The 22,681-nt window shown below is 66.2% G+C and carries 12 protein-coding genes and 2 pseudogenes; 2 read left to right on the forward strand and 12 right to left on the reverse strand.

The features are described 5' to 3' along the window. Positions 1–20 precede the first annotated feature (20 nt). The 6 genes and pseudogenes from ACZ5BO_RS22015 to ACZ5BO_RS22040 all read right to left on the reverse strand — a co-directional run. Entirely contained in the window at positions 21–770 is a 750-nt protein-coding gene (locus tag ACZ5BO_RS22015; RefSeq protein ID WP_464696466.1) for a fimbrial biogenesis chaperone, read from the reverse strand. An 81-nt stretch (positions 771–851) separates the two neighbouring features. After that, complete coding sequence (locus tag ACZ5BO_RS22020; RefSeq protein ID WP_025130361.1) at positions 852–1,412, reverse strand: fimbrial protein; 561 nt, start codon at positions 1,410–1,412, stop codon at positions 852–854. A gap of 221 nt (positions 1,413–1,633) precedes the next feature. Beyond that, complete coding sequence (gene bsrA / locus ACZ5BO_RS22025) at positions 1,634–2,575, reverse strand: LysR family transcriptional regulator BsrA (RefSeq protein WP_464696467.1); 942 nt, start codon at positions 2,573–2,575, stop codon at positions 1,634–1,636. A gap of 110 nt (positions 2,576–2,685) precedes the next feature. Further along, a complete protein-coding gene (locus ACZ5BO_RS22030; protein WP_025130359.1) occupies positions 2,686–3,036 on the reverse strand; it encodes a DUF3969 family protein in 351 nt (116 codons plus the stop codon). An 887-nt stretch (positions 3,037–3,923) separates the two neighbouring features. After that, positions 3,924–6,815, reverse strand: a pseudogene (locus ACZ5BO_RS22035) (DUF637 domain-containing protein); the annotation flags it as partial. A gap of 366 nt (positions 6,816–7,181) precedes the next feature. Beyond that, positions 7,182–14,117, reverse strand: a pseudogene (locus tag ACZ5BO_RS22040) (two-partner secretion domain-containing protein); the annotation flags it as partial. Between the two features lie 354 nt (positions 14,118–14,471). On the opposite strand from ACZ5BO_RS22040, the gene ACZ5BO_RS22045 reads away from it, so the two are divergent. Continuing rightward, positions 14,472–15,641, forward strand: a complete 1,170-nt coding sequence (locus ACZ5BO_RS22045) for an SRPBCC family protein (protein WP_025126752.1) — start codon at positions 14,472–14,474, stop codon at positions 15,639–15,641. 32 nt (positions 15,642–15,673) lie between these two features. Then, complete coding sequence (locus tag ACZ5BO_RS22050) at positions 15,674–16,777, forward strand: SMP-30/gluconolactonase/LRE family protein (RefSeq protein WP_464696468.1); 1,104 nt, start codon at positions 15,674–15,676, stop codon at positions 16,775–16,777. A gap of 123 nt (positions 16,778–16,900) precedes the next feature. Here ACZ5BO_RS22050 and ACZ5BO_RS22055 read toward each other — a convergent pair whose 3' ends face one another. The 6 genes from ACZ5BO_RS22055 to ACZ5BO_RS22080 all read right to left on the reverse strand — a co-directional run bounded on the left by ACZ5BO_RS22055 (position 16,901) and on the right by ACZ5BO_RS22080 (position 22,606). Further along, positions 16,901–17,134, reverse strand: a complete 234-nt coding sequence (locus ACZ5BO_RS22055) for a DUF465 domain-containing protein (protein ID WP_025126750.1) — start codon at positions 17,132–17,134, stop codon at positions 16,901–16,903. A gap of 136 nt (positions 17,135–17,270) precedes the next feature. Further along, positions 17,271–19,937: an excinuclease ABC subunit UvrA gene (locus tag ACZ5BO_RS22060; RefSeq protein ID WP_464696469.1), complete on the reverse strand. Its 2,667-nt coding sequence runs from the start codon at positions 19,935–19,937 to the stop codon at positions 17,271–17,273. 241 nt (positions 19,938–20,178) lie between these two features. Beyond that, a complete protein-coding gene (locus ACZ5BO_RS22065; RefSeq protein WP_464696470.1) occupies positions 20,179–20,433 on the reverse strand; it encodes a DUF1652 domain-containing protein in 255 nt (84 codons plus the stop codon). 434 nt (positions 20,434–20,867) lie between these two features. Beyond that, positions 20,868–21,527: a DUF799 domain-containing protein gene (locus ACZ5BO_RS22070; RefSeq protein ID WP_025126747.1), complete on the reverse strand. Its 660-nt coding sequence runs from the start codon at positions 21,525–21,527 to the stop codon at positions 20,868–20,870. After that, positions 21,524–21,895, reverse strand: a complete 372-nt coding sequence (locus ACZ5BO_RS22075) for a DUF4810 domain-containing protein (RefSeq protein WP_025126746.1) — start codon at positions 21,893–21,895, stop codon at positions 21,524–21,526. The genes ACZ5BO_RS22070 and ACZ5BO_RS22075 overlap by 4 nt, the downstream gene beginning before the upstream one ends. Before the next feature lie 30 nt (positions 21,896–21,925). Next, entirely contained in the window at positions 21,926–22,606 is a 681-nt protein-coding gene (locus ACZ5BO_RS22080; RefSeq protein ID WP_464696471.1) for a CsgG/HfaB family protein, read from the reverse strand. Between the last annotated feature and the right edge of the window lie 75 nt (positions 22,607–22,681).

Below are 22,681 nucleotides of genomic sequence, written 5' to 3' on the forward strand. Positions count from 1 at the left end.
TCCATCGATGCGCCAATGACCTAGAACCCGGCACTGGACTTGACCGGTTCGCTGTAGCCGCCGTAATCGTTGATGGTGGAGAACTCCACAAGCACCGTCCTGGACGTGAGCCGGCGGGGAATCGGGTGGTCCTGGCTGGACTTGGGCGCCACCATGTCGACGTCTGGCAGTTCGACGGGCGTGCCACCGTCCAGCACCCGGATCCCGATGAACGTGATGTGGTAGGCGCTGGGGTTGCTGACCCGCAAGACGGCGCCACCACCAGGTTGCTCGACCAGTTTCCAGGCCAGCAGCGCAGGCGCCTCCTGGACGTTGCCCGGCAGATTGGCGGGGCGATAGAACAACTTCACCCGGGTGCGCACCGCCACTTTCAAGGCGTTTTCCTGCTTGTGCTCCAGCACCGGGATTTCCTGGGCGTTGAAATAGAACACCGACTCCCGGTCCTGCGGCAGTTGCCCCGGGGTCTTGATGATCCGCACCACTTGCTCCTCGCCCGCGCGCACCTTGAACAGGGCCGGCATGGCAATGAACGGGCTGCGCTGGTCCTTGCTGTCACGGGCGTCGTTGACCCAGGTCTGCACCGCGTAGTCGCTGCGGGTGAGGTTGGAAACAATCGTCGAGGCACTGCGCTCATCGGCCCCGAGGATGATTCGCGTGCCATTGAGCATGATGCCGGCAGACGCCAGGGGCACCGGGCAGAGTGCGGCCAGGGCCGCGCCAAAGAGCCAGCTCCTGCTAGAGAAAGCGGCGCGCAGAAAAGCAGTCTTCATATCAACTTAAAACCTGGGGAGGGGGCTGCAGACAGCGGGGCCGAGTGCATCCGGCACCATCGACCCCGGTCGGGATGTGTCTTACTTGTAATCGACGCTGAAGGAAGCCTTGGCGTTGGCGGTGCCCGGCGTGGCTTCACCCGTGGCGATGTAGTTGGCGGTGAAGCGCATGGGCTGGGTCAGGTCCGCGTATTCGCTGGAGGCACGCCCCAGCTGCACATCCTGGCCCTTGGCATCACGGATCTGCACCGCGACGTTCTTCGCCACCCCGGCGCCGCCTGCGCCCTCCAGGGCCAGCCATTCGCCGTTGGGGCCGGCGGCACCGTTCATGCTGAGAAAGCGCACCGTGGCAGTCTTGCCGGTCAGTACGCAGTGATCGGTTTCACCCTCTTCCACCGTGGGGGCGGTCAGGGTCAGGGCAAAGGAACCGGCACCGGCGGTGTCTCCGGCCTTTTTCAGCGACAGGGACGGCGCGTTGCCCAGGGAAACGTTGGTGCCGGCACCGCCGTTGAGGTCACCGACATTCACCGAACAGGTGTTGGCGGTGATGGAACCGGTGAAGTTGATTTCGCCGTCGGCCGCCATGGCCTGGGCGGCCATGCAGCACGTCGCGACAGCCAGTGCAGACTTGATGAATTTCATGGGTTTACTTACCTATCTCGTGTTTGACGTTGGCCTTTTTCCTCAAGGCAGACCCAGCCTACAAAGGTTAAGCAGCGAACGAGACGGGACGACTCTGTGCTTTCTTCGAGAAGATTCTTGATTTTCGGCCAGACCCCCACCAAGACCTCGGCCCCCTCCCACCCTCACCGCCTGGCTCGCCGCGCCACGGCCATTGAGAAGACTCTGAAAGGGTCGACGCCTCAATGCCCCGGAGCGCTATGCAGCGAGTGCTCCGGCGCCCGGGCGATGGCATCGATCTCGCCCCGCAGCCATTGCAGCCCCGGCGCCTGTTGCTGCTGGCGATGCCAGATCAGGCTGACCTGCACCGGCGCCGCCGGCAGTGGCAGGTGGGCGCTGCGCAGCGGCAGCAAGGCGCAGAAATGCTCCGCCAGATGCCGCGGCACGGTGCCCAGCAGGTCGGACTGGGCGACGATCAGCGGGATGCTCAGGTAGTTGGGCACGAACACCTGCACCTGGCGCTGGACCTTGGCCGAGCCGAGGACGATTTCCAGCGGCGAGCCCCGGCCGCCACGGTCGGGAATCGCGACGTGCTGGCAGCCCTGGTAGGCCTCCAGGCTCAGTTCGGGGACGAATGCCGGGTGGTCGCGGCGGCCGATCACCAGCAGTTGCTCTTCCAGCAGGGGCTGGTAGCACAGCTCCGGGTTGTCGAAGTACAGGTAGTCCACCGCCAGGTCGAGCATGCCGGCACTGAGCCAGGCGGCGACGGAGTCGGCGCTGTCGCTGCGCACCGCCAGCCGCACCCCGGGCGCCACGAGCTGCAAGCGCCGGGACAGGGCCGGCAGCAGGCGCGCCTGGGCATAGTCGTTCATCGACAGGGTGAACAGTTGGTCGGCCGCCGCCGGGTCGAACACCGCACCGGGGTCCAGCCCCTGCTGCAACAGGTGCAGGGCCTGGCGCACCACCAGGTGCAGGCTGGTGGCCCGGGATGTGGGTTGCATGCCCCGCGCCGTGCGGATGAACAGCGGCTCGTCGAGGTGCCGGCGCAGGCGCGCCAGGGCATTGCTCACCGCCGGCTGGCTGAGGTTCAGGCGTACCGCCGCCCGGGACAGGTTCTGCTCCTGCATCAGGGCGTCGAACACCCGCAACAGGTTGAGGTCCAGGCGCTGCACATTGAGCTTCATGAATAATGCCCACCGCGGTTATCCAGGGGCTGGATAATTCGCGCTGGGGGCCCCGGCTGTCAATCAGCGCAGCAAGGGGAGCGAATCACTGGAGAACCGCAGGCCGAGGGCTAACGGATGACATACAAGTCTTGCCTCCCGATCTTTTCACTGGCCCTCTGGGCATAACCGGGATCGCTGTGCAGGATCGCTGCAAAACGTTCCCTCAGCAGTTGCACACTGGCCTCCAGGCGATCCGGCCTCAGGCTCTGCACATCCTCCAGTTCGCATGCCTCCATGATCAGGCTGCAGAGCTCGGGCGATAGCCCCTTGTCCTGCAACAGGCTGGCGGTACGCGGCGTGAACAGGGTCCACTCGGCCTCCTCCAGGGTGATGGCCTCATCGCGCAGCGAGGTCAACAAGCCAATCGCCAGCGTGCACACCAGCCGGGTGGCCTGTTCAGCGCCCAGGGCTTCAACCATCAACGATATTTCCTTCACTGGGTATTACTCCAACCGTTCTTGGTCTTCACGTTGAAGACCTTGCCACTTTCACTCTGGAAATAGTGCACCGAAACACGTGCACCGTTGCTGTCGAAACCGTCCTTGTACACCTTGCTCCACTTGCCGGGTTCCACTTTGCGCAGGTCAGCCAGCACGTCCCCGTTTTTGATCGCGTTGCGGCTGGTTCCTCCCGCGCGCTCCTTGAAGCCCTCGGGGTACTGCGGCGCTTTGCGCAGAGAGTCGTAGACATGCTTGATGCCGCCGTTCTGGCCGGCCCCACCACCCACCATCCCGCGCTTGATGCCGTCCGCCAGGCCCTTGGCGCCCCCTCCCGGGGTGAAGAGTTTCGACCTGGGGTCCGCCGCTTCGAGGATGTAGTCGGCAGCAGCGACCCCCAGGGTTCCATACTTGTCCCGCTGGGCATTGGCGATATAGCGGTTGAGCGCAGCCTGATTGTTGCCCAGGACAAGATACAGGTCGGTCAACTGGCCAAACAGCTCGGGTCGGCCCGATTTGCGCAGGTCGCTCATCCATTGCTGGTTGGTGCCCTCCTCGGACCTGAGGCGCTCGAATACCGCCTGGCACAAGGTGGGGTTCTGCTGGCAAAGCTGCGGGAACTCCTTGTTCCGGGTCTCATCCAGAGTGCGGTAGTAGGCACGAATGGAGTCGCACTCGGTTTTCGTCGTGCAGGCGCCCAGTTTGCGGTCTTTCTCGAGGATTTCCTCGTGGAACAGGTAGTTGTAGGCCGTCGCCATCTGGGCGATCTGCGCCCCCTGGTCCAGGTCCTTGCCCACCGCCGCAGCCGCCACCAGGCCGGTCAATTGCGACAGCGCCAATTGCAGGTCCTTGTTGCCGTCGGCCACGCTCGCCAGTTGGTTGATCAAAGCTTCGTTCAAGCCGGCCGCCGCAGCGCCGGTCTTGAAGTCGCCGCCGGTGGCTTCCGCCAGCAGGCCGCCCATCAGGGCATGGGCGACGACCTTCTCGAGCCCGCCATTGGGGAAGCGGACGTTGTCGCCGACCCAGTTGAACCCCGTCGCCATGGCCACGTTGCCCGCCTCTGCGAGCAGGGCCGCACCCAAGTTGTCGCCAAAGCTGCCGCCGCCGATCGCCGTGGAAATGCCACTGGAGATCAGTGCCCGCCCGGTGGTGCGGGTCAGGGTGTCGGCCGCCGTGCTCCAGCGGAAGATGTCCTTGGACGGGTTGGCATTGTTCAAGGTCGAGGCCGTGGTGCCTTCACTGCCCGGGGCTGCGGCGCCCGCTCCGGCACTGTCTGCACCGCCGAACCAGTTGGTGTCGGCATACTCGAAGGCGCCCGCGGTGAACCCGGCGATGGCAGCGTTTTTCAGGCTGTCGGCGCTGAGGGTCTCCTTGAGCGCCCGCCCCAGGTTGCCCTTGTTGCTGATGGTGCTGCTGACCCCGGTAGTGGCCAGGCTGCCGGCCACCGCTGCCTGAGGCGCCGCCAGGCCGAGGCCCGCCGGGCCCATGGCCAGGGACATCAGAATCGCGACCACCAGCTTGGCCCCCGCGCCGAGGCCCGAGGAGTCGTATTTGAAGCTCTCGTGGATTTCCCGGACCTGGCGCCAGTCGATGTCCCCACGCGCCTGGGCGTCCTTCATCCACGCCAGGCCCGGGTCGGCCTGGACCATGGCATCGATGGTCTGGCTGACCGTCTGCTGGTCGACCTGGCGGATATCCACGCGCAGGCCGTCGGCCGCCTTGATCAGCAGATTGCCCTGGGCCACCAGGGTGCTCTGGCGCAGGGTTTCATCGGTGCGGCCCTTGCCCTTCATCGAGTACCAGGAGAGATCGCTCTTGCTCTTGGTGTGCGTCTCGTCATGCAGGTCCTTGACCCCTTCGAAGGTGATCGCGCCGCCACTGTCCAGGGTCAGGTCCTTGGCGCTTTCCAGCTTGGCCACCTGGTATCGCTGATCGCCGCCGCTCTTGAGGGTCAGGTCGCCACCGGTGCTGATCTGGCTGCCGATGTTGGTGACCTGAGTCACCTCGTCGTGGCGCGCTTTCTTGCGCCCCCAGCTGCCTTTCTTCTTCATGTCGTACAACGAGTAGTCGCTGTCCTGGGCCGCCAGCAGTTCCAGGTTGTCACCGGCCACCAGGTAGGCTTCGTTGCCAGCATTGATGCGGCTGGAAATCAGCCTCAGGTCATTACCGGCACTGAGGACCACATCGGCCCCGGCGGTGAGGGACGTGCCGACCTGGTGCTCGTGGTCTTCCTGGCGGGTGACCTTCTTGGTCTTGGAGTAGCTGTGCTGCTCATCCGCCGCCGAAGCCAGGGTCATGTCCCCCACTGCATCCATGGCAATGGTGCGCTTGGCCTCGATCTGGCTGGCGACCGCCGTCAGGTCGCGTCCGGCGCTGACCGCGATGTCACGCCCGGCACTGACGCTGGAACCGTGCTGAGTGATGCTTTCATTCAAATACCGGTCGCGAGTGACTTTGTCGTGCTCCTGGGCCGACGTCAGGTTGACGTCGCGTCCCGCGATCAGGGCGATGTCGGCGCCAGCGCTCAGCACCCCGCCGACGTTATTGATATCGCGGCCTGCCCGCACACTCAGGTCATTGCGGGCCTCGATCCGCGCCGCGTTGTCGGCGTAGTCCAGGCGCTGGGTGGTGTTCCCGGGGTTGCTCTGGAAGGTGCTGATGCTGCGCTCGTTGATCACATCCCCGGCCAGGGCGCGGGCCGTCACATCGCGCCCGGCAATGATGCCGCCAGAACGGTTGACCAGGTTGTCACCGGCCAGCAGATCGAGGCGCCCACCGGCCTCGATCAGGCCGCCATTGATCAGGTTGTTGCCGGTGGTCGCACTGAGGTTCTCACTGGCGCGCAAGGTCCCGGAGTTGACCAGGTCCTTGCCGGCGATCAGGGTCACGTCGCGGCCCTGGACCAGCGCACCATTGGGCGCCAGGCGGTTGTTGGCGTGGGCCAGGTACAGCACCGGCACCAGCACCTTCTCGCCGTTCACCTCCTGCTCTTCGAGCCAGACGATGTCGTGGGTCAGGGCCGCCACCTGTTGGGAGGTCAGGGTCACGCCCACGGCCAGGTTGAGCGAGTCCTTGCTGGCAATGGCATTGTTCATCAGGTACTTGAACATGCCCTCGTCACTGTTCTGGCCGTCGAGGAAACGCTGGCCGGTGCGGGCCGTGACTGCCTGCTGGATCAGGCGCTGCTCATAGAAACCATCCCCCAGGCGCTTGGCGCTCTGGTCCGGGTCATAACCCAGGTTCGACAGCAGGTAGTCCGAGCCCATGAACTGCTTGAGGTCGGTGAGTAGCGGGTTGGTCTCGATCAGGTACTTGTGCGGGTTGCTGCGTACACTGCTGTCTGGCAGCCCCTGGACCCGCTTGACGCTCTGGTTGCCAGCGCCGCCCGCGGGCAGCATCACGCCCACCGGCCCAGCCCCGGACGCGGCGTTCACCTGCACCGTGGCGGTGCGGCCATCGATGCCCGTGGCCTGGTGATCCACCAGGTTCAGGTCACGAGCGCTCTGGGCCACTTGCGGCAGTGGCTGGTTGCTCAGCTCCCGGGGCCGGACCGGCGCCGGACCGGCCTGGCGGGTGCTCAGTTCGAGGCTGGCGCCGGCCATGCTCCAGCCCTGGGTCGGGGCCGTGGGCTGCGCTGCGCCGCCCTGGCCACTCAAGCGGAACAGGCCGTTCTGCCCGGACGGCAGGCTGAAGTTGGGCAGGCTCAGGGGGTTGACCTGCTGCTGCGCCAGGTCCGGCGGCAGCTGGGAATTGAGTACCACCATCAGCGGCTTGCTGGCAGCGCCCACCGCCGTGTCGCGGGCGCTGCCGCCCACGGCGATGGCACTCTTGATCACGCTGATGTTGCTGATGTCATTGGCCGCCGTGAGGCGCGCCTTGCCGCCGGCCTGGATGATCGCCGGCGCGGCGGAAGTGCCCTGGGTCGAGGTCTGCACGGGCTGGTCGATGCCGGTGAAGATGCCCGGGCTGAACTTGGCGATCAGCGCGGCGAACGCCTGCTGGTCGAAGGCCGAGCCCTGGGGGTGCGCCCTGTCGTAGGCCTGCACCTCTCGGGCCAGCTGGAAGAACAGCCCGCGCTTGATCTTGACCCCGGCGCCCACCTGAACGGCCGAGCTGCCGGAGGCCACCAGGGAGGCCTGGTTGGTGATGGTGCCGCTGGTGATGGTCAGGTCATTGCCCGCCGAGACGGTGCTGTAGCGATTGAGGAAGCTGCCGCTGTTGACCGTCAGGTTGCCCCCGGCATTGAGGGTCGAGGTCGGTGAATCGCTGGTCACCACCCCGGTCACGGTGCGGTAGACGTACACCGGCCCGCGGACCCAGCTGGCACCACCACCGCAGTGCTGCACGCACCGTATGGTGATGCGCCCGTCGGTGTACTGCTGGCTGGCTTCGTACTTCTCGCGGTCGTTGACCAGGTCCGCCACGGCGATGTTGATATCACCGCCGCTCTGGATATTGCCGGAGATGTTTCTCAGGCTCTGGGCCGAGGTGCCTGGAGCCATGCCCGCCACGCTCAGGCCGCCCAGGCTGTAGAACTCACCGTAGCTGTTGCTCAGGGTGTTGACGTTGAAGTTGGCGTTCTGGCCGCTGAACACGAACCCATGGTCGTTGACCAGGGTCGGGGTGCTCAGGCTCAGGTCCTGGGCGGCGCCCAGGGTCCCGGTGTTGAGCACGCCGCCGGCATTCACCGTGAGCTTGGCGTTGGATGTCAGGCGCCCGGCGTTGTTCAGTTGCCCGGCAACCGTGACCTGGGTATCGCCGCCGCCGGCGATGCTGCCCGCCGCGCCGAGATTGACCTGGGCAGCACCCAGGCCAAGGGTGCCTAGGCTGGACACCCGGCCGTTGCCGGAATAGCTGCCACCGATCTGCAGGTCCAGGCTGCCATCGCTGGCCAACAGCCCGTCGTTGTTCCAGTTGCCGCCCCGGGCCTGCAAGTGCTGGCTGGCCAGCAACTGGCCGCTGGCGGTCTGGCTGAAGGTATTGACGTTGAGGTTCAGGCGCCCGGCCTGGATCACGCTGCTGTTGGTCCAGTTGTCGGCGGTCAGTGTCAGCCCGCCCTGGGTGACCAGGCTGCCGCCAGCATTGATCACATTGCCGGTGGCGATATCGAAGTTGCCATCCCCCAGGTGCAGCAGGCTGCCGCCGCCGTTGAGCAGGCCCGAGGCCGCCAGCCTCAGGTCGGTGTTGGCGGTTTCCAGCAGGCCGTTGCGGTTGTCGAACAGCCCGCCGAGCTGCAGGTCGGTCATGCCGCCAGGGGCCAGGGCGCGCAGTTTGCCGCCCTGGTTGTCGAGGCTGGCGCCGCGCAGCGCCAGGCTCTCGCGGCTTTCGACCAGGCCGCCCTGGTTGAGCAGAGCGCCGTTGAAATCCAGGCCGATGTGCTGGCCGTTGATTTGCCCGGCGCTGTTGTTCAACTGATTGCCGCTGGCCTTGATCCGCCCGCTGGCGTACAGGCCACCCTGGCGGTTATCCACCCCGGCGCTGCCGGCATTGAGCAGCAGGTCGCCGCCCTTGGCCGCCATGCGTCCGGCGCCGTTGTCGATCCCAGCCAGGGCCTGCAGGTCCAGGCGCTGGGCCTCGGCCTGGCCGCCATGGTTGTTCAGCACGCCCGACACCCGGGCCTGGAACAGGCCCTTGAGGCTCGACAGCACACCCGCGCGGTTGTCCAGGCTGGAGCCCTGGATGTCCAGGTCACCGTCCTCGGCAATCAGCTTGCCGCCCTGGTTATCGATGCCCCCGGTCGTCACCAGGGTCTGGGCCTTGGCGCTCTGGATCGCGCCCTTGGCATTCTCCAGGCTGCCGGCGCGCAGGTTCAGGCCGGCGTCGCGGCTGTAGATCAGGCCGTCGTTCTGGTTGCGCACCTCGCCACTGGCGTTGATCTGCAGTGCGCCGTTGGCGGCCAGGGTGCCGCGGTTGCTGTTGTCCAGGCGGTCGCTGAACAGGGTCATCAGGTTCTGGCTGATCAACTGCCCGCCCTGGTTGTCGATCCGGCTGGAACGCTTGAGCAGCAGCGGGCCGCTGGCGGCCAACTGGCCCTGGGTGTTGATCAACGCGCCCAGCAGATCGAGGGTCACCGCGCCTTCGCCGCGCAGCTTGCCGCCCTGGTTGTTCAGGTGGTTGCCACTGAGGTTCAGGGCCCCCGCGGCGTTGAGGCTGCCGCCCTGGTTGTCCAGGTCGCCAGCGGCGATGTCGAGGCCAGCGCTGCTTTCGATCAGCCCGCCCCGGGCGTTGTTCAAGGCGCCGCCGAGGACCAGTTGCTGCCCGCCCTGGCTGGTGACGATGCCCTTGTCGCTGTTGTCCAGGCTGGCGGCCTTGAGCGTCAGCTGGCCCTGGCTGGCCAGCCCGCCCGCCGCGCTGTTGAGCAAGGCGCCGCCAAGGTCGATGTGCAGGTCACCCTGCAGGCTCGACAAGGTGCCTTGCTGGCGGTTGTCCAGGCTGCCGCCGCTGACCTTGAGCCCCTGCCAGCCTGATATCAGGCCCTGCTGGTTGCCCAGGTGCACGGCCTCGATCCCCAGTTGCTGGTGGCTGATCAGCGTGCCGCCACTGTTGTCCAGGCTACGCCCGGCCAGGGTGAAGCCCTGGGTGCTGGAGATTTCACCGATCTGGTTCTGCAGGTCCCGCAGCCCGGCAATGCTCAGCACGCCCTGGGTGTTGATCAGGCCCTGGCGGTTGTCCAGATCCGAGCCTTGATGCCCCAGGTCGATGCCCAGGCCGGTGCCACCGAGCAGACGCCCGCCCTGGTTGTCCAGGCCGTTGGCGCTGACCTGCAGCGGCCCGACGGCCTGGATCAGGCCCTGGTTGCGCAACGGGCCAGTGACCCGCAGGCCCAGTTCAGTGTCGCTGAGCAGCGAACCGCTGTGGTCCAGGCTGGCGGCGTCGATCTGCAGCGCAGCGGCGGCGATCTTGCCCTTGAGCGCGGTCAGCGCGCCCTCGATGCGCAGGGTCAGGGCCTGGTTGCTGAGCAGTTGCCCGGCGCTGTTGTCCAGGCTGCGGGCAGCCAGTTCGAAAGCCTGCTGGCTGGAAATTTCACCCTGGCGGTTGTCCACTGCGCCGAGGTTGTTCAGCAGCAGCGCACCCGGGGCATTGATCAGGCCACCCTGGTTGTTCAGGGTGCCGTGGTTCAGGTCCAGGCTCAGGGCGCTCTTGCTGAACAGCTTGCCGCCCTGCTGCTGCCAGCCGGTGACCGAGGCCGTCAGGGCCTTGGCACTGCCGATGCTGCCCTGGTCGTTGTTGACCTGGGCCGCGTTCAGGCTCAGTTCATCACCGCTGTTGAGGTGGCCGCCCTGGCTGTTGTCCAGGGCGCCGGTGGTGAGCGACAGCCGCCCCTTGGCGCTGATGATGCCCTGCTGCTGGTTGTCCAGCCGGGCACTGGCCAGGGTCAGGGCGGCGTCGCTCAGCAGCTTGCCGCCCTGGTTGCTCAAGGCTTGCCCGGCGCTGATGTGCAAGGCGCCGCCACTGGAGAGGCTGCCCTGGTCGTTGTTCAGGTTGCGCGCCTGGAGCGCCAGGCGGCCTTCGCTGCTGATCCGGCCTTTGCGGTTGTCCAGGTCTTCACCCAGCCCAAGGTCCAGGCGCTGGACGCCCAGCAACTGCCCGCCCTGGTTGTCCAGGCCGGTGCCGGTGAGGCTCAGGCCCTGGTCCGCGGATATCAGCCCGAGGCTCTGGTTGATCACCCGGGCCACGTTCAGTGTCAGGTCGCCGCTGGCCAGCAGCCGGCCCTGGTCGCTGTTGTCCAGGCGCGCACCGCTCAGGCCGATCTGCTGGCTCGATACTTCACCGCCGCGGTTGTCCAGTTGCCCGATCTGCAGGTCCAGGGCGCGGGTGGCGCCCACCAGCCCCTCCTGGCGGTTGTCCAGGCTGGCGGCCTTGAGGGTCATCTGCCCTGCGGCCAGCAGGATTGCGCCCTGGTTGTCGGCGTGCCCGCTGACCTGCAGCAGGCTGTCGCCACGGCTGTGCAGCTGGCCGTTGCGGTTGTCCAGGCTGGCGCTGCGGCTGTCGATGGCCGCCGCCGAGATCAGGCCCTTGACGTTGGCCAGGGCCTGCTCGATGCGCAGGGTCAGGGCCTGGTTGCTCAGGAGCTTGCCGGCACCGTTGTCCAGTTGCCGGGCGTTGAGGCTGAAGGCCTTGGCCCCGGAGATTTCCCCGCCGCGGTTGTCCACCCGCTCGAGGTTGTGCAACAGCAGTTGCCCCGGGGTGTGCAGATTGCCGCCCTGGTTGTCCAGCAGGCCGTGGTTCAGGTCCAGGCTCAGGTCGGCGTTGCTGAACAGCTCGCCGCCCTGCTGTTCCAGACCAGTGACGCTGGCGTTGAGGGCCTGGTCGCTGCCGATCCGGCCCTGGTTGTTGGTCAACTGGGCAGTGCTCAGGGTCAACTGCCCGGCGCTGGTCAAGCTGCCGCCCTGGCTGTTGTCGAAAGCGCCGGTGCCCAGGCGTGTGTCGGCCTTGGCGCTGATCACCCCCTTGTCGCTGTTGTTCAGGCTGGCGCTGTCCAGGCTCAGGCCCTGTTCGGCGACGATCGAGCCGCCCTGGTTGAGCAGCGCCCCGCTGCTGTCGAGGCTCAGAGCCCGGGCACCGGTCAGGCGCCCGCCACGGTTGTCCAGGCTGCCGACCTTGAGGGTCAGCAGGTCTTCGCCGCTGATCAGGCCGCGCTGGTTGTCCAGGGCTGCGCTGAGGGTCAGCAGCAACGGTTTCTGGCTCACCAGTTGGCCGCCGCTGTTGTCCAGGCTGGCGCCGGTCAGGTTCAGCCCCTGCTTGCTGAACAGCAGCCCCTGGTTCTGGTTGACCACCCGAGTCACCTGGAGCAGCAGGCGCTGGTCAGCCAGGACCTTGCCGCCATCACTGTTGTTCAGCCCCTGGCCGTTGATCTGCAGCTCTCCCTGGCCCGACAGCGCGCCGCCACGGTTATCCACCTCGGCGACGTCCAGGGTCAGGGCCTTGAGGGACGCCACCAGGCCCTGGTCCCGGTTGTCCAGGGTCTGGCCCTGCAGGTGCAGGTCACCTTCGGCCACCAACTCGCCGCCGCGCTGGGCGAGGCTGTCCACCTGGGCCTGGAGTTCGCCTTTGCTGGCGATGCGGCCGGCGTGGTTGAGCACCTCGCCGCTGTTCAGCACCAGGGTTGAAGTGGCGCTGAGCAGGCCACCGCTGTTGTCCAGCCGGCGACCTTCGACGGTGACCGCGGTCCGGCTTTCCAGGCGGCCCTTGTCGCGGTTGTCCACGTCGCGGCTGTGCAGGCCCAGGGCCTGATCGGCGCGGATCACCCCGCCGCGGTTGTCCAGGCTCTCGCCGCGCACCAGCAGGGTGTCGCTGGCGGAAATCTTGCCCTTGCGGTTGTCCAGTTGCCCGGCCTGCACCTCCATGGCCGCGGTGGCCTGGATCAGGCCCAGGTCCTGGTTGTCGAGGCGCCCGGCGACCCGGACCTCCAGGCGCTCTTCGCTGCGCAGGTTGCCGGCCTTGCTGTTGTCCAGGGACGCGGCCTGCACCTTCAGCAAACGCTCCGCCCCCAGGGCACCACCACGGTTGTCGATGGCCCCGCTGGCGTTGATATCCAGGGTTTCACCGGCCATCACCAGCCCGGCGACGTTGTCCAGCGAAGCCAGTTGCAGGGTGACCTGGTCCAGGCTGCTGAGCTCACCGTGGCGATTGCCCAGGTGGCCGATCTCGGCCCGGAGTTGGCCGTCGCTGGCGATCAGGGCGTTGTGGTTCAGCACCTCGGTGGCCTGCAGCACCAGGCTATCGCTGCTCAGGACCCGGCCCTGGTTCTGGTTGTCCAGGGTCCCGGCGCTGACCTTCACTTGCCGCTGGCCGCTGAGGGTGCCGCCCTGGTTGTTCAGGGTCTTGGCGGTGGTCAGGGTCAGGTCGCGACTGGCGACCAGGCTCTTGCCGCGGTTGTCGAGATCCCGGGCGTTAAGGCTGATATCGCCGCTGGCATTGCGACTGTTATCGGCATTGACCCCAGCCTCGATGATGCCGTGGTTGCTCAGTTGGCCACCGCTGTCCAGCTGGATGCTGTCGCGGGCGGCAAGGGTTTTCTGGTTGCTCAGGTCGCCCCGGGTCTGCACCTTGAGATCGCTGCCGGCGTACACCGCGCCCTGGGCATCGAGGCTGCCGGCCTTGATCGCCACCGCGCCCTTCTCGGCGCTCGCGTCCGCCATGCGCAACTGGCCGTTGGCATCGAGCTGGATGTCGCCACCGCTGGCAATCAGCTTGCCGTCGAGCTTGACCCCAACCCCAGCCTCGGTGCCCACCAGCTTGATCGCCCCGGCGTACATACCGCCCAGGGCGCTACTGTCGATGGCCAGTTGCGGTGCATCCGCCGGGTTGGCGGCGCGCGCCGTGGCGCTCAGGGTCTTGGCGTCGACGTCGTTGGCCCCGGCGATCAGCGCCAGGTGCTGGGCCTGGATCTCGGCGTTGATCCTGGCGCTGCGGGTGATGATTTCGAACTGGTCGACGTTGCTCGCATTGAGCCCCGCGCCTTCGATGGCGACGCTGCCCTGATCCACCTGATAACGCTGGATCTGGCCGTTGTCGATCACCGGCTTGCCGGTGGTCAGGGTGGCTTTCGGGGTGTTGATGAAGCCGCAGCCGTTGCAGGTCACGCCATAGGGGTTGGCGACGATCACATGGGCCGACTGCCCGGCCACTTCGGTGTAGCCCTTGAGCTGGCTGGGGCTGCCGCCGTTGACTTCGTTGAGGATGATATTGGCCGAGCGCCCGCCCAGGTTGGAGTTGCCGAGGATGATCCCGCCCAGTTGGGTTTGCTGGGTACGGCCGGTGGCGTTGTTGAGGATCACCCCCTGCTGGCCGACGTTGTAGTCGCTGAACTGGTTGTGGGACAGGCCGCTGCCATTGGGCGCGGCGATGTTGACGATGGGCACGCCATTGCCGGCCTGGCCCAGTGTGGTGCCACCGCCGTTGACCACGATGCCATCGGCCATCGCCACCACAGGCTGCCAGAACATCATGTTGGCCAGGACGAACGCCAGGCTGCGCTTGGACAGGCCGCAGAACGAATCACGGGATTGCAGGGCAGCAGCCGGTTGCTGGGCCAGGAAGGTGAAGTGGCGAACGTCCATGTCAGTCTCTTAGCAATGCAGGAGCACAAGCCCCTGGAGCCTTCATCCTGAAGGCCCATGGCGAGGAAAAATTGATTTCGGCAAGCAGGATCGAACTGGCAGACCCTCTATCCCCGACAGGCAAAACAGGGACAAAAGGCACAGAGCGCGAGCAAAAATGATATCAATTCAATATCAAAATACTAAATAGCCACTATTCTGGCGTCAATCTTTCATTCACCACACCGTCATTTCGATGAGCTTTACTCGGGCATTTTCAGCCTGATGAATAATCCTCATTCCGACTATCCATTGGCTGGATAATTGCCCGCCGGCTACGCTGCAGCCCATAAAAACAACAACGGGAATCGGGCCGTGCGAGAAACCACCCAGCACTTTCGTCTGCAGTACCGCGCGGCGGTCAGTCCGCGCTACAACCCCTGGCTGCATGGCGGCTTTGTCCTGGCCTATGGCCTGCTGTGCATCGTCCTGCTGTGCAGCACCCTGAATCAGGTGCAGCCCCTGGAGTGGCTGGCGGTGCCGCTGGCGCTGCTGTTCTTCAACCTGTGCATCTACGGGGTGCACCGCTGGCTGGGGCACCACAAGCAGCGCTTCGCGCGGATGTTCTATGCCCGCCATACCGGCGACCACCACAGCTTCTTCGCCCCCGGGCTGATGGCCTACGAAGGCTACCGGGACTGGCGGGTGATCCTGTTTCCGGCCTGGCTGATCGTGCTCCACAGCCTGCTCTTCGCCCTGCCCCTGTGGGCCCTGCTGCGCCTGTGGAACGGCAACGTGGCGGCGCTGTTCGCCAGTTGCACCCTGCTTGGCTACCTGGCCTACGAGGTGTTCCATGCCTGCGAGCACCTGCCCGCCAGCCACCCGCTGGCGCGCCTGCCCTGGATCCGCCAGATGCGCCGCCTGCACGAACTCCATCACCGCCGCGAGCTGATGCAGGAGCGCAACTTCAATATCGTCCTGCCGTTGATGGACTGGCTGTTCGGTACCTTGTACTGGCAACCGGAAGAATCACCGCTCGCCACCCACTCCTCAGACAGGTCCACGCCCATGACGCGCATGCAGCATCAGGTCGAGATTCCCCGCAGCGCCGCCACTGCCCTGGCCTACGCCGCCAGCCCACGGTGCTGGCCACAGTGGCACCCGTCCTCGCTCAGGGTCGAGGGCGATGAGGGCCCGCTGTTCGCCGGGCAAGGCTTCGAAGAAGACATCCATGCCGGCGGACGCAGCGGCCACCTGAGCTGGCAGGTCGAGGAATACCTGCCGGGGCACCGCTGGCGCGCCACGGCCCGGGGCGATCACGGCCTGCAGTTGCAGGTGACCTATGAATGCCAGCCGCTGGCCGCCGAGCGCACACGCTTTGTGCGAACCCTGGACTACCGCTTCGACGGCCTGCTGATGCGCCTGGGCAATCAGCTGTTATTCAAACGACGGATAGAACGGGAATCCGCCGCCTCATTGCTGGCATTGTGCGAAATGGCTCAGCGAGCCATCCCGCTGCCGTCCACCGATCCGGCCCGCAGCTGATCCTGAATGCGTCACTTGAATGGAGTCATTGCATGAACCAGATTGCCCCCCGACGCTTTCGCCTCAGTCGGATCCTGCTGTTGCTGCTGATCGCCCTCCTGGCCTTCCTGTTGCTGGCGCCGACCGCAGTCCAGCCGGTGGCCTGGCACCCGGCGCCGGCGCCATCCCTGAGCCAGGGCCCATTTGCCGCGAACCAGAAACTCCAGGCGGTGCAACCGGTGGGCGCCCGCGGCATCGACGGCCCTGAAGCCCTGATCCTGGAAAACGACCAGTTGATCACCGGCCTGCATGATGGCCGGGTGATCCAGACCAGCCTCGACGGCCAGTCCCTCAAGGTGCTGGTCAACACCGGCGGCCGGCCCCTGGGCCTGGCCCGACACCCGGATGGCCGCCTGATCATCGCCGATGCCATCAAGGGCCTGCTGGCCCTGGACGGCCAGGGCCAGTTGCAGACCCTGAGCACCGAGGCCAACGGCCTGAAGTTCGGTTTCACCGACGATGTCGCGGTGGATGTCGCCGGGCGCTATGCCTACTTCAGCGATGCCACCAGCCGCTGGGGCTATGGCCATGACGGCGAAGCGGTGATCGAGCACGGCGCCGATGGTCGCCTGCTGCGCTACGACTTCCAGAGCGGCACCACCGAGGTCCTGCTGGACCGCCTGGAGTTCGCCAACGGCATCGCCCTGGGGCCGGACGAAGCCTATGTCCTGGTCAATGAAACCGGCGCCTACCGCATCAGTCGCTACTGGCTCAAGGGCAACCAGGCCGGCAGCCATGACCTGTTCATCGATAACCTGCCGGGGCTGCCGGACAACCTCAGTTTCAATGGCCAGGGGCGTTTCTGGGTGGCTCTATACGCACCGCGCAACGCCCTGCTCGATGGCACCGCCCCCTACCCCTTCGTGCGCAAGATGCTGGTACGGGCCATGACGGTGGTGCCCAAGCCGGTGGAGAAGCGCGGCTTCGTCCTGGGCCTGGATACCCAGGGCCAGGTGATCGCCAACCTGCAGGATGGCAGCAGTGGCAACTACTCGCCGATCACCACCGTGCGCGAATACGGTGACGCCTTGTACCTGGGGTCGCTGAGTGCCAGCCACATGGCGCGGCTGCCGTTGCAGGAGGCGCTGGTGCCTTGAGGATGTGAAGTGGGTGCGCGGTAGCGTGGTGAGAGAACAGGCGGAGGGCGTCAGGGCGGCTAGGCCGCCCAGCGGGAGCAAGCTCCCTCGCCACAGAAAACCCCCTTGTCACAGGGGGAAGAGTCAGGAACGGGCGGTGAGTTTCCCGGCGATTTCATCCTTGATCAGCAGGCGTTTTTCCTTGAGTTTCTTCAGTTCGTCGTCTGCGGCAGCGGCAGCTTCGGCCTTGAGCACCTGATCGTCGATGCTGGTGTATTTGTCGAACAGCGCATTCAGGTGGGGATCACTGGCCCGACGCTGCTGAATGTCTTCTTTACTGCAGCTCAGGTCCTGGTAAAGGTCGTGGGTCACCGGCATGGAACACCTCCGTGGTTGATCGGCAGCAAGGGCGTCTTCACGCCCCTGCCGGTTACCAGAATGGCCTCGCCGCCCCGGGTCTGTCGACCGCCAATCAGACCAGCGGTAACCGTTCGTCGCCAATTCCTGCCCTGGATCAATGCCCTGCCAGGGCCGCGGCGAGGAATGCCGCGGTGCGGCTGTTGCGCTGCTTCGCCACCTGTTGCGGTGGACCGCAGGCCACCAGGGTGCCGCCCTGATCACCCGCGCCCGGGCCGATGTCGATGACCCAGTCGGCCTGGGCCACCACGCGCATCTCGTGCTCGACCACCACCAGGCTGTGCCCTGCCGTCACCAGCTTGTCCAACTGCTCCAGCAGGCGATCCACGTCCCGGGGGTGCAGGCCAGTGGTGGGCTCGTCGAGCACGTACAACGTGGCGCCCCGGGCGTTGCGCTGCAGCTCGGTGGCCAGCTTGATGCGCTGCGCCTCACCACCGGACAGCTCGGTGGCCGGTTGCCCCAGGCGCAGGTAATCCAGGCCGATGTCGCGCAGCACTTCCAGGGAACGGTGAACGCCCGGTTGCCCGGCAAAGACTGGCAACGCCTGCTCGACACTCAGTTGCAGCACCTGGGCGATGTTCAGGCCCTGCCAGGTCACGGCCAGGGTCTGGGGGTTGTAGCGCGCGCCATGGCAGGTCGGGCACGGGGCGAACACGCTGGGCATGAACAACAGTTCGACGCTGACAAAACCTTCGCCTTCGCAGGCCGGGCAGCGGCCCTTGGCGACGTTGAAGGAAAACTGCCCGGCATCGAAACCGCGCTCCCGGGCCTCGGGGGTGGCGGCGAACAGCTTGCGCACCTGATCGAACAGCCCGGTGTAGGTCGCCAGGTTGGAGCGCGGCGTACGGCCAATGGGTTTCTGGTCCACCTGCACCAGGCGCTTGATCTGCTCCATCCCAGCGGTGATCCGGCCACCACTGCTGACCGGAGCCTCGTCTTCCAGGTCCAGTTCGGGGCTTTCGCCACTGTCTGCGGGCTTGCCCAGATGGCTTCCCACCAGCTCCAGCAGGGCCTGGCTGACCAGGCTCGACTTGCCGGAACCGGAGACCCCGGTCACCGCGGTGAAGCAGCCCAGGGGAAACTCGACCTCCAGTTGCTTGAGGTTGTTGCGGCTGACGCCTTCCAGGCGCAGCCAGCCCTGGGGCTCGCGGGGGCTGCGGCGGGCCGGGGCCTGCTCGGCGAACAGGTAGGCCCGGGTCTGGGACGCGGCAACCTGTGCCAGCCCCGCCGGCGGCCCGCTGTACAGCACCTGGCCGCCACGCTCCCCCGCGGCCGGGCCGACGTCCACCAGCCAGTCGGCGCGGCGCATGGTCTGCACATCGTGCTCCACCACAAACAGCGAATTGCCGGCGGCCTTGAGCCGCTGCAGGGCCTCGAACAAGGCTTCGGCATCCGCCGGGTGCAGGCCGGCCGAGGGCTCGTCCAGCACATAGATCACCCCGAACAGCTGCGACCCCAACTGGGTCGCCAGGCGCAGGCGCTGCAATTCGCCGGAAGACAGGGTCGGGGTGCTGCGCTCCAGGGCCAGGTAGCCCAGCCCCAGGTCGGTCAGGGTAGCGACCCGCTCCAGCAGGTCCTGAGCGATGCGTTGTGCCGCCAGGCGTTTCTCCAGGGACAGGTTCGGCGTGTGGCGCACATCCGCTGCGCCGCGATGCGCCGCTGCCCCCTGGGCATGACGCTGCTGGCGCGCGGCGCGGGTCTGCGCAGGGCTCAAGACCGGATCATCGGCGGCGGCCTGCGCCAGGTAATCCGCCGCGGCAACCGGCCGCAATACCTCGGCCAGTTGCATCAGCGGCAGGCGCGCCAGCTCGCCGATATCCAGCCCGGCAAAGGTCACCGCCAGGGCCTCGCGCTTGAGGCGCTTGCCCTCGCACAGCGGGCACGGGCTGCCGCGCATGAACTGCGACACACGCTTTTTCATCAGCGCGCTCTGGGTGTGGGTGAAGGTGTGCAGGACATAGCGCCGAGCACCGCTGAAGGTGCCCATGTAGCTGGGCTCCTGCTGGCGCTTGAGGGCTTCGCGGGTCTGTTCCGGGGTCAGCCCGGCGTACACCGGCACCGTGGGGGTTTCCTCGGTGAAGAGGATCCAGTCGCGCTGCTTCTTCGGCAGCTCGCGCCAGGGGATGTCCACGTCGTAGCCCAGGGTCACCAGGATGTCCCGCAGGTTCTGCCCCTGCCAGGCCAGGGGCCAGGAAGCCACGGCGCGCTGGCGGAGGGTCAGCGAAGGGTCGGGGACCATGCTTGCCTCGTCGACCTCATACACCCGGCCCAGGCCATGGCACTCCGGGCAGGCGCCCTGGGGGGTGTTCGGCGAGAAGTCCTCGGCATACAGCATCGGCTGCCCCGGCGGGTAGCTGCCGGCCCGGGAATAGAGCATGCGCACCAGGCTCGACAAGGTGGTCACGCTGCCCACCGAGGAGCGGGTGCTGGGGGTGCCGCGCTGCTGTTGCAGGGCCACCGCCGGCGGCAGGCCATCGATCCGGTCGACATCCGGCACCCCGACCTGATCGATCAGGCGCCGGGCGTAGGGCGCCACCGATTCGAAATAGCGGCGCTGCGCCTCGGCATACAGGGTCGAGAACGCCAGGGACGACTTGCCCGAGCCGGAGACCCCGGTGAACACCACCAGCGCGTCCCGGGGAATGTCCACGTCGACATTCTTCAGGTTGTGCTCGCGGGCGCCGCGCACCCGGACAAAACCGCCGTGAGCGGAGGAAGGCGTACTCGCCGGGGAAGCACCTGGGGCATTGCGCGTAGAAGTCATGGACCTGCCTTATGTCGAAAGCCTGGGCGTTGAAAATCCGGCATCGAGATCCATCGATGGGCAAGCGCCGGCCGCCGATCATCACACAATCCGCCGCCCCGAGGGCAACCCGGCGGTGAACGACGCAGCGGTTTTCACGCCAGGTTTTCGAACCTCGCAGCTCAGGCAAGGTTCCATCTGCAACAGGCTTGCCGCCAGGGACGCCGCGCGCGGCGCCCGGTGCGCCAGCTGCTGGAGCCGGCTACCTGCGGCCCGCCTGTTCCGCCGCCAGGCCGGTGTGCTTGAGGTCGTAGCGCAGTTCGGCAATCAGCTCCGAGAGGGCCCGGGAGCTGGTCAGGGTACGGGTGTTGATGCCCGTCACCAGCAGATCGACGCGGCCGCTGGCCGGGTCGCAGATCCGCACGGTCATGCCGCCGCCGTGACCGACGGTGCACTGGCATTGCAGGGGTAGAAAGCTGGTTTCAATGATTCGGCGCAGTTCAAGGGTGGAGATCACGGCGGAGCATCCAAAAAGGGTTGATCGGTAAACCGCGCAAGACAGGCTGTATCGGGGTGGGTTCAGGCGGTCAATGCCCTGCCCTTGGTCACTGGGAAAACAGTACAAGTTCATTCAACTTGGTGCAGCGTAGAAGCTTGGCCGCCACTTGTCGTCAACGACTGTCGGTTTTTATGCGCTGCTTCACATTGATGCCGTTACGCCCTCGGCCAGCAATGCTGCTCGCACGCCCAAGGTGTGGGACTGCTCGGCAGGCGGGCGGCGCCGGTGATGGCAGCCGCTAAGAAGGGGCTGCGCCGTAGCACACTGACGCCTGATCGGTGACAGGGGCCGTGCCTGAGCGAACTGAAAAGACAGCTCAGGCGATACCGGCCGGCCCAGGTGGACGCCCGCAGGCGCCACCTGGCAAAGGGTGGATTGCCCACCCTGAGGTTTCAGTCGGTGCCGTATTTCGGCGAGCGGGGACCGTACAGCAAACCGGTAGGCCGCCCTGCCGACAACAGCCGCTGGCTGGCGATGCCGGCAATCGGGTGGCCAGCATCGGTGGCGGTGTTGATGATCTGCTTCACCGCCGCGGTGATCAGCATGCCCACCAGGCCGCCGTTGTTGCCGTTGTTGCCCTCCTCGCTGGATGCCCGGGCACTGCCGGTCCATAGCGTGGTGCCGGTCTTCAGGTCCACCAGGGTGGCACTGGCGGTGACCACCGTCTCACTGCTGATCAGCATGTAGCTGGTGCCGTATTCCTTGACGGTGATGTACAGGCCGGCATCGGCGCCGAAGATCTCGTTGAGCTTGGCCGGCGACAGGCCGTGGATGTCCGCCGGGTTGGTCACGCCGTTGTGGCGGAAGGTCTCATCGACCACCGCGATCGGCATCACGTAGTAACCGGCCTCGGCCAGGGGCAAGGTCACCTGGGACAGCATGCTGTAGGTGGCCTTGACGTCGGGCGACTCATTGAGCGGCGGCAGCACCAGGATCGACTTCGGACGGGCCTGCTTGTAGGCCGAGTAGTCCACGGTCTTGGGGGCGGCGCAGCCCACCAGCAGGCTCACCGACAACAGAGCCAGCACATTGCGCAGGGCGTTGAGGCTCATTGGGCGCCTCCCTTCTTGGCGTTTTTCAGCAGGAAGTCCATGTAGGACGCGGACTCGGGGAACAGCGCCTTTTCAGTACGGAACTGCTGCACCATCTGGTCATCCTTGCCCAGGCCCGCATAGAGCATGCCCAGGTGCGCGTGGTAACCCGGCGGCACCGCCTTGCCGGTGGACTTGATCTTCTGCAGGTCGCGCTCCAGCGCCTCGACTTGAGCTTCTTTGGCTTCCTCGCCCTTGAAGTACTCATAGGTCTGGGCCTGGTAGGTCTCCCACTGATACAGCGTCTGCGGACTGCTGCAACCGGCCAGCCCTACGCTGCCCAGCAAGGCGGCGACCCTCAATGGTCGTGCCATCATTGTCTTGAACATGCTTGCACTTCTCCCTGTCAGCAGTGTTTATCAGCGGCTCGGTTTCCAGGCGCCGGCATCGATGGCCTCGACCATGCGGTTGACCGCCTCGCGCATGGCCAGATCGAGGACCTTGCCGTTGAGGGTCGAATCGTAGGAGGCAGTGCCGCCGAAGCCGACCACTTCCCGGTTGGACAGGGCGTACTCACCGGCGCCCTGAGTGGAATACACCACTTCCGAGGTGCTGATGTTGACGATGTTCAACGCGACCTTGGCGTAGGCCACCTGGGTCTTGCCACGGCCGAGGATGCCGAACAACTGGCGGTCGCCGGTTTCCTTGCGGCCGAACTCGGTCACGTCGCCGGTCACCACGAAATCCGCGCCCTTGAGTTTCTGCGCCTGGCCCTTGATGGCCGCCTCCTGCTGGATCTCGCCCATGTTGTCGCGGTCCAGCACGCTGAAGCGGTTGGTCTGCTGCAGGTGGGTAATGAGGATGGTCTTGGCCTGGCCACCGAGGCGGTCGACGCCGTCGGAGAAGATCCCGCGCATGTAGCTGGAACGATTGTCGAACTTGCCCACGGCCATCGGCACCCGGGCCCCGGTCCAGGCCTGGCTGGCACTCTGAACCTTTTCCACCGGCAGCGCACGGGAGCTTTCCGTGGCACAACCGCTGACTCCTGCCAGCACCGCCACGGCTGCGCCCGACAGTACCCACTTCGAGATTACTCTCACTCTGCGTTCCCTCTTGATTGATCAATAACGACTTTGGCACCTGGCATAAACCCTCCCCGGCGCCTCTGGCAAAGG

This window comes from Pseudomonas sp. FFPRI_1 (assembly GCF_055384485.1).